Genomic DNA, 10,280 nt, shown 5'->3' on the forward strand with positions numbered 1-10,280 from the left:
GGAATCTATGTTGGATTTTAACTTGATCGAATTTAACGATGCGGACGCAGGTGATGGCGATGATATTGAAGAGCTTTCCTCGCAGGAAGTCGCTATTATCGGGATTTCGGCAAAGCTACCACTGGTCGAGAGCCTTGATCAATTCTGGAAGTTTATAAGCAACGGAGTGGATTTCATTTCGGAATTTCCAGAGTCGAGGCGTAAGGACACGGATGTCTATGCCCGAAGCAGAACCAAGGAAGGGGAGCAGCCTGCTTACTTTGACGGTGCTTATTTAGATGATATCGATTGTTTCGATCATGCTTTTTTCCGTCTATCACCGAAAGAAGCGAGCTTGATGAATCCTAATCAACGGATGTTTCTCGAAACGGCTTGGAAAGCCATCGAGGATGCCGGATATAGCAAAACTCAAATGGCAGGTAGCCAGACTGGAGTGTACGTCGGGTTTAACACGGATACGCTCTATGATTATAAAAGAATGATAGCCGAAACGGACCCGGAATCGTTATCGCTAGCGGTACCAGGAAATTTAACCTCAGTTATCGCAGGTAGACTTTCGTATTTGCTCGATTTGAAGGGGCCAAGTATGTGCATCGATACGGCATGCTCCTCTTCTCTGGTTGCGGTGCATCTGGCTTGTCAGGCCATCCGCAATCAAGAATGCGAAATGGCAATTGCAGGCAGCGTCAAAATAAACCTAATGCCTTTAAAAAATGAAGTGAAAATCGGCATCGAGGCTTCCGATTGGCGAGCTCATACGTTTGACGATAGCTCCAATGGTACGGGGGCGGGTGAAGGTGTCATCGCGTTCCTATTAAAGCCTCTCCATAAAGCGCTTCAAGACGGTAATTTCATCTATGGGGTCATCAAGGGTAGCGCGACTAATCAGGATGGAAACTCTGTTGGAATGACTGCACCTAACGTGAAAGCCCAGGAGGAAGTAATCGTTCGCGCTTGGCAGGATGCGGGCATTGATCCTGAATCGATCTCTTATATCGAAGCTCATGGAACGGGGACGAAGCTAGGTGATCCGATTGAAATAGATGGACTCGATCGTGCTTTCCGCAGATTTACGGATCGCAAGCAATTCGTAGCTATCGGATCCATTAAAGCGAACATTGGGCATCTGGACCATGCCGCTGGCATGGCGGGGATGTTGAAATCCGTCCTAGCTATGCGGAATAAGCAAATTCCTCCACTTGCACATTTCACAAAGCCAAATCGAGCCATAGAATTTGTTGAATCTCCTCTATTCGTCAACGATAAGCTGACGGAATGGAAGACGGATCACTTTCCTCGCAGATGTGGAGTTAGTGCTTTCGGGATGAGTGGAACGAATTGCCACGTCATTCTGGAGGAAGCTTCTGAGAGTGAAGAAAGCGGGGAAGCAGGCGAGATTCATTCCAACAACAATTACCTCTTAACCTTATCTGCGAGAAGCGAAAATGCGCTTAAACGGTTGGTTCAACAATACAGTGAGTTTAGCTTGGAGCAAGCTCAGCTGGCTGACCTATGCTATACGGCAAATACGGGAAGAGGACATTACGAATATCGTATGGCCTTCGTATTCCAGGATGCGAGTGAACTGTCAGAACAGCTCGTTTTCTTAAGAGACAGCAGTTTTACCGATAATCGATCCCAAGGCATCTATTATGGTTTTACTAAATTAGTATTATCCGCAGTAGAAGGGGGTAGCTCCATAAATGCGGACCGACTAGTCGCGGATGATCTATCGGATCACAGGCATGAACTCGCACAACGGTATACGGAAGGAACGGATATCGAATGGAGTAGACTTTACGTTGGTCAGCGGCGTTATCGAATTCCCCTGCCCACTTATCCATTCGAAAAAAGCCGGTGCTGGCTAGATGTTCCTAATTCGGAGGAGCAGCTCCAATCGGGTTCTGGATTTGCTACGAAGTGGAGTTCTTCGAGGGTCAGCGAAGTCGAATGGACAGGGAATTCGAACGGCAGCTATTCCTACAATGAAACCGTGATCGCTCAAGCCTGGGGAGAAGTCCTTGGACTAAGTCAAGTGAGATTGACGGACAATTACTATGAATTGGGTGGAGACTCGATTCTAGCGATGAGAATCGTCAACAAAATAAGCTTGCAGCTGACTATCCGATTGGAAGTGGCAGATTTGCTTAAGCATCCTACCATCAGTGAGTTGGCTGCTTACGTAGATCATTTGCCGATCGAAGATCAGCAATCCACTGTTGGAATCCCAGCTATATCTAAAAGGGTTGCTAGAGAGCAATATCCACTAACATCCTCGCAATACCGTGTGTTTATACAAGAACAATTCGCGGCTTCCGGTACTGGCAACAATACGCCGTTCTGCATTAAGGTACACGGCGAGTTAGATGTGAAGCACTTCGAAGCTTGCTTTCGGCAACTGGTCGATCGACATGAATCGTTGAGATCTTCATTCGAGTTTGTGAATGGAGAAGCGGTTCTTCGAGTTGCTCGCATAGTGGATTTTCAAGTGCAGCATTATCGTTGTTCAGAGGACCGACTTGATCGCGTCATTCGTGAATTTATTTGCCCGTTTGATTTAGCGAAGTCTCCCTTACTACGCGTTGGTCTTGTGGGTATTTCTAAGAGCCAGCATGTGATCATGATCGATCTGCATCATATTATTTCTGACGGCGTGTCGACAAGTATTCTGATCAAAGAATTCTGCGAGGTTTATAAAGGTGTGACGTTGTTGGAGCTGCCGCTGCAATATACGGATTATTCCATTTGGCAGCATGACATGCTCGCTCAAGACGGATTTCAGCAGCAGAAGCAATACTGGCTGAACCAGCTGTCCGGCACAATTCCTCTGTTGAATGTACCGACCGATTTCGCTAGAGGTGCGTACAAGACTTTTAACGGAAACTCGGTGAACGCATCGATTCCCGCTGAATTGAAATCGAAGCTTGAGCGCCTTGCCCAAGAACGCGGCATGACCTTGAATTCGTTGTTGTTCTCGGTGTATACCTTAATGCTACACGATCTGTCCGGTCAGACCGATCTGATTGTCGGTACGCTCGTCACGGGAAGAAATAACCCGCGTTTAGAAAATATAATCGGAATGTTCATTAACTTCTTACCTGTACGCATCGTGGTACCGAAGGAGCGTTCCTTCGCCGAGTTCGCTACCGAAGTTCATCGTACGGTAGTGGATGCCTACGGATATGACTATCCTTTCGAGCAGATGATTAGCGATTTACAGGTGAAGACCGAGCGGTCGCGCAATCCGCTATACGATACGATGTTTGTTTACCATAATGAATTCAGCATGAATCCAACGGATCAGTTGAGCATGGATGAGGTTGGTTTGCAATTCGAGGAATATCCCTTACTGAATCCGGCTTCACCTCTGGATTTCAAGCTGGATGTATGGAATGGCCTTGCGGAGAGCTTAACGCTTGTTCTGCAATATGATACGTCCTTGTACATGGAAAGCACGATGCTGCAGTGGCTGAAGCGATTCATAGGTTTGGCGGAAATCGTGGCGACGAACCCAGATATGCTGCTGTCGGGAACCGCTTCCTCTAAAGCACCTGAAAGCCAAGCTAAGCTTGGTACACAAGTGAATTCACCTCTTCAAATCGCGGTAAGCGCAACGTTCACAGCTGAACCGATTGCAGCTCCCGTGAAATGGTGGTGCCAGCAATTTCTTCAAGAAGTGACGATTGAATTCGCAGCGTATCATCAAATTTTTCAGCAATTGCTGGAAGGTTCGAGCTTAATTTCAACTAATGACGGAATTAACCTGCTCTTGATCCGGTTTGAAGATTGGATTCGAGACGATGTTACCTCTATTGAGGATATTGAGGGTATATCAAACAAGCTTGAACGCATTTATAGCGAACTGATGACGGCTCTGCATAATCGCAGTCAGCGTGGAACTTATTTTATCGGGACTTTTCTAGTTTCTACTCACAAGTTGTATTCAAGTGAATTGATCACTTATTTGGAAAGCTTGAATGAGCGCTGGCATAGAGACCTTACTGAACTCAACAACGTGCATGTTCTTGACTTAGGCGAGTCACTAGCTGCACTTTATCAAGTCTCGGAAATGTTTGATCCGATCAAGGATCATGAGGGACATTTGCCTTTCAGCGATGAGTTCTACGCTGCGATAGGTACAGCCATTGCTCGTAAAATCGTGAGCCGCAGCGCAAAGCCCTTCAAGGTGATCGTCCTAGATTGCGACAACACCTTGTGGAGGGGAGTTTGTGGGGAGGATGGTCCGTTAGGTATCACGATTGATGAACCTTTCTTGGCATTACAACAGTTTATGTTAGACCGATACAACGAGGGTATGCTGCTGGCGATATGTAGTAAAAACAATGAAGACGACGTATGGGAAGTATTCGAGAACAATCCGAACATGCTACTCAAGAGGGAGCATTTCGTAGGCGTTAAGATGAATTGGGAAGCTAAGGCCGACAATATCCGCCAGTTATCAGATGAGCTGAACCTAGCGCTCGATAGCTTTGTATTCGTGGATGACAATGCCAAGGAATGCGGAGAGATGATGGCGCGCTGTCCTTCAGTACTTACGCTACAAATACCAGAGCTGATCTGGCATATTCCGTATTATCTAAAGCACGTATGGGCGTTTGATAAATTTGTTGTTACCGAGGAAGATCGTAGGCGGTCATCGTATTATGCTGCCGAGTCTCAAAGACGCAGTATACAGGATCAATCGACTGCATCGATTGAACAATTTCTTAGTAGCTTGAATCTTAAGATGAAGATGCGCCCTTTGACCGAGGAACAGATAGATCGCACGGCGCAATTGACGCAGCGAACGAATCAATTCAATCTCAGTACAATTTGTAGAACAGATGATGAAGTTCGAAGACTGATCGCGGATCCTTCAATGATGTGCTGGGGAATCGAGGTAGCTGACCGGTTTGGAGATTACGGATTCGTAGGCGTTGTGTTTGGTTTGTTGAAACGAGATGCATTCGTATTGGATACTTTCCTGCTAAGCTGTCGGGTGTTGGGGAGACGAGTGGAGCATGCAATATTAAGTGAATTGAAGCGCGTCGCCATCTCTATTCATGCACACACCATTGAAGCCCCATTTGTCGCTACTGCTAAAAATGATCCCTTCAGGCTCTTCCTTGAACAAACAGGTTGGGAGCACAGCGACAAGGAGGGCGAATCAGACCAAGTTTATTACAGTCTGTCATTGGATCAAATTCCAGATGAGGCTGAATTCATTACAATCTGGGAAGACAATTCGGAGTTAAGTCTTCCTGAGCGTCAGGTTGCTGCCAGCTTCTCACAACCCGCCAATCAGATAACATTGGATGCTCCAGAGGAGCAACAGGAGCAGCTTTTGCATTGGGAAGTGTTTGGCTATGATCACAGCGAGTTAACCCACCACAACCAGCTTCTCCCCTTGCAGTACCATAGGGCAGATCAATTATTGAAGCTAACGATACGTAGGCTAGATCAAATGCATCGAATCAGAGGGGAAGACGACGAACCAAGAAATGTAACAGAAATGGAACTGATCAGCATATGGGAAGAGATTCTTGATATAGAACCAATCGGTATTCAGGATCATTTCTTCGATATTGGGGGCAATTCACTACAAGCGGTATCGCTAGCCTCCCGCATACACCAGCATTTCAATGTGGAGATATCCCTGCGTGACCTGTTCGCCGTACCTACGATTCGCCAGCTATCAAGTCTGATTGTTCGAACGGAACAATCACATTATGATCCTATAGAGTCAGATCTTGACTCAGTCTCATACTTAGTCACATCAGCGCAGAAGAGATTGCTTGTGCTTCAGCAATTAGATGCACCGAATTTGGCCTACAATCAGCCGAGTTTGTTTACGGTAGACGGACAGTTAGATGTGGATCGCTTCCAGCAAGTCTGCGAGCAACTGGTGCGTAGACATCACGTTCTGACGACAGCTTTCAAATGGGAGCAAGGTAAATTTTTAGGATACGTCGATTACTCAACAATTGTCCATATTGATTATTATGAGTTAGGCCAGGAAAGCTTAAATGACTTAATCGCCCAATTTATTCGACCGTTCGACTTGACGAAAGCGCCTCTGTTTCGTGCGGGGTTAATCAAAGCTGCTGAGAACAAGCATGTGTTGTTGTTCGATATGCATCATATTGCTGCAGATGGGGTGTCCATCAGCATCTTAATGAAGGACTTCATAGATCTTTATCAAGGTATACATTTGCCTGAGCTTCGCATTCAATATCGCGACTATGCCGTATGGCAGGAAAACTTCTTCTCCGGGCCATCCATGCAGCATCTGGAAGCCTATTGGTTAAACGTCTTTGCGGATGATATTCCCGTATTGAATTTACCAGTTGATGCTCCGCGTTCCGCTATACGGAGCCTCGATGGTCGACGTTTCAGATTCGAGCTAGCTGCTGAACTGCAGGAAGCGGTCAAGAAGCTTGCGTTCGCTGCAGGAGCTACACCTTATATGGTGTATTTAGCCGTGTTCAATATTCTGTTAGCCAAAACCTCCGGACAGGAGGATATTGTGGTTGGTTCGCCTGTTGCTGGAAGACCTCATGCAGATCTACAGACGATGGTCGGCATGTTCGTACAAACTCTTGCGCTTCGGAATAGACCTGCGGGTGGTCGTACGTTCAGGCAGTTTGTCGCAGAAGTGAAGGAAAGCACGTTGAAGGCTTTTGAGCATCAGGATTATCCGTTCGAGACGTTGGTGGAGAAGCTGAATGTTCCGCGTGACCTCAGCCGAAATCCGTTGTTCGACACTATGTTTGTATATCAGAACATGGACTGGACGGACCAGCAAACGGAGGGATTGCGGTTTCAACCCTACGCCTACGATTCCGGACAGAGCCGTTTTGATTTGACTTTGGAAATGGCGGAGATTGGTGAAGGAATGCGTGTTCATTTGGAATATGCAACGGATTTGTTTATGCCAAAGACGATCGAGCTTCTATCGCGACATTTCATTCAAATTCTGAATGCTGTCACTGCTACACCAGACATCGAGCTGGCTCAAATCGATATGCTAGACAAAGTTGAAAAGTCGCAAATTTTATTCGGGTTTAATGCGACCTTCGCCGAATATGCGGCACATAAGACGGTTCATCAGCTGTTCGAGGAACGGGTTCATCTCACCCCAGCGCAGAAGGCTGTCGTTTATGAGAATCAGTGCCTCACTTACCAGGAACTGAATGAAAGAGCGAATCAGTTAGCGCGAACGTTAAGGGACGAAGGTGTTCAGCCGGATCAATTGGTTGGGATTATGGTTGAGCGTTCGTTTGAAATGCTAATCGGCATTATCGCGATCCTAAAAGCGGGAGGGGCTTACGTTCCTATAGATCCGGAATATCCACCGGAACGAATGAGCTATATTTTGGAGGATTCCGGGGCGAAGCTGCTGTTACTACAAGGTCATTTGCATGAAAGACTACCTGTTGCAGGTTTTGACGGAAAGTTAATTGATTTAGATGATCCGCTAGCCTACAACCAGAACGGATTCCCTATCGAGCCAATTGCAACATCGTCTCATTTGGCCTATGTCATTTACACATCGGGTTCTACGGGCAAGCCCAAAGGGGTCATGATTGAGCATCGTTCCGTCGTTCACATCCTCAGTCAGTTGGAGCGGAAGTATCCAATGGTAGCGGGGGACCATTATTTACTGAAAACGACATATGCGTTTGACGTCTCTGTTGCCGAACTATTCGGTTGGTTTGTTGGAAATGGAACATTGGTCATTTTGCCGCCAGGACAGGAGAAAGATCCCTCTCTGCTGCTACAGACGATCGAGCAACAGCACATTACCCATGTCAACTTTGTACCCTCGATGTTTCATGCCTTGTTGAATTCCGTCACGGTGTCACAGTTGGCAAGCGCCCGGAAGCTGAAATATATATTCGTTGCTGGCGAAGCGTTATCCCAAAAGTTAGTCAAACAGTATCACCAGTTAGATCTGCCAGCCAAGCTGGAAAATATTTATGGACCGACCGAAGTGACGATTTATGCAACGCAATATCCAACGAGCTTAGGTACGACGGAATTGTCGAACGTTCCAATCGGGAAACCACTCGGGAATGTGCAGGCTTGGATCGTGAACAGCAGTCTTCAACTTCAACCTATCGGTGTGCATGGGGAGTTGTGCATATCGGGTGAGGGATTGGCGCGGGGCTATCTCAATCGGCCGGAGCTCATGGCGGAGAAGTTCGTTGTCAATCCTAATGTCCCTGGGGATCGGATGTACAGAACCGGTGATTTGGTCCGCTGGCTACCAGACGGAAATATCGAATATTTGGGACGAATCGACCATCAGGTTAAAATTCGTGGCTATCGTATCGAGCTTGGCGAAGTGGAATCCCACATACGGAAAGTAACATCTATCGTAGAAGCAATCGTGGTAGCGTTGACGGATGGATCGGGGCAACAGTATCTTGGTGCGTATTTCGTTGCCACGAAGTTGTTATCTACCGCTGAACTGCGAGGGGCATTAGCTAAAGAATTGCCTGGGTACATGATTCCTTCTCGCTTTATGCAGCTGGACAGCATGCCGTTAAATGCTAACGGGAAAATCAATCTTAAATCTCTGCCGGAGCCAGTACTCTCCCAAGATCATGCTTACGATTCTCCTAGCACGATCTTGGAAGCTGAATTAGCGAAAATGTGGTCGGAAGTTCTCGGTGTCGAGACGATCGGCGTGCAAGACCACTTCTTTGAAATGGGTGGACATTCCTTAAATGCGATCGCTGTGCGGACCCGAATCCATCAAGCGTTTCAAGTTGAGCTGTCATTAACGGACATATTCCAATCGCCTACGATTAAGGAGCTCGCTCTCGTGATTGAGCAGGCCTCCCCGGCTGTATATTCCAGCATTCCAGTGGCCATGCTCAGGCTTCATTATCCATTGTCTTCCGGACAATTGAAGATGTTTGTCCTCCATCAGCTGGAAGGCGGAGCAACCGCTTATAACCTTCCAGGTGCCTATAGGCTGGAAGGAACAATCGATCGGGTTAGGGCGGAGAAGGCATTTAAGGAATTAATACGCAGGCATGAGTCGCTGCGTACTTCTTTTGCGGTTGAGAATGGTCAATTCGTTCAATTCATACATCCTGAAGTGGCGTTTGAAATTGAGTATCGGGAGGATTACGAGGATAACTTCGAGGTCATACAGAAATCACTTGTTGCGTCATTCGATTTAAGTAGACCTCCGCTTATGCGGGTTGTTCTGATCAAGCTGATGAATAGACCGTTCGAAGCTCAGAGTGTTTCAGACTCAGTCGATAGACAACGTCATGTGTTGTTTTTCGATATGCATCATATCATTTCGGACGGGGTTTCCTTAGCCATTCTGATGCGGGATTTCGTGCAGCTATATGATGGGAAGGAGCTTCCTGAGCTCCGCATTCAATATAAAGATTACGCAGTATGGCAGCAACAACAGTTGGAGAGCGATGTGTTTACGCAGCATGCGACTTATTGGTTGGATGTGTTCAGCGGCACACTCCCCGATCTGAGAATGCCGACAGACTATCCGCGTCCGACCGTTCAAAGCTTTGAAGGCAACAGAGTCCATCAATCTATCGGCACGGATCTGACGGAGAAATTGAAAGCGATCGCTGCCGATAACGGTACAACTTTATATATGGTTTTATTCGCTTCTTATTCTGTTCTGCTCTCCAAATACACCGGACAAGAGGACATGATCATTGGAACCCCTTCTGCGGGAAGGACGGATAGCGATTTGCAGCCCTTGATTGGTATGTTCGTCCAAATGCTGGCTCTACGGTGTAAGCCAATAAATACGCTTAGCTTCGACGGGTATTTGCAGGATGTGAAGAAAATGATGCTGTCGGCTTTTGAACATCAAGAATACCCACTTGAAGAGCTGATCAAGACATTGAATCTTCCACGCGATATCACTCGAAATCCTTTATTCGATACTTCGTTTGTGATGCAAAATTACGAAACAATGGAACTAAAGACCGATCAGCTTAGCGCTTCACCGCTTCCCTATGTATCTGAGACAACCAAATTTGACTTCACGTTGGAAGTATACGAACGGGAAGACGGTTTGGAGATGACGTTGGAATATGCAGTCAAGCTTTTCCGTAAGAAGACATCCGAAAGATTACTTTCCGACTTTGTTTACGTTCTACAGACTGTCGTATCTGATCCATCGATACAATTACGAAGCGTGATTTTGGAAAATGCCTCATTTAATCGTCAATCCATCGTGCTTGAAGATGTGGATTTCAACTTTTAGTAGGAGAGTTGACTTGTTTTCG

At 46.6% G+C, this 10,280-nt stretch carries 1 protein-coding gene; it reads left to right on the forward strand.

Annotation, left to right across the window (positions count from 1 at the left end; translation table 11 throughout):
- Window positions 1-7: 7 nt before the first annotated feature.
- Window positions 8-10,258 (forward strand): non-ribosomal peptide synthetase, encoded by a 10,251-nt coding sequence (locus M1K58_RS02565; RefSeq protein WP_256757092.1) that lies wholly within the window; start codon window positions 8-10, stop codon window positions 10,256-10,258.
- Window positions 10,259-10,280: the final 22 nt, after the last annotated feature.

Origin of the sequence: Cohnella sp. WQ 127256 (genome assembly GCF_024519285.1) — a bacterium.
Classification (GTDB): domain Bacteria; phylum Bacillota; class Bacilli; order Paenibacillales; family Paenibacillaceae; genus Cohnella.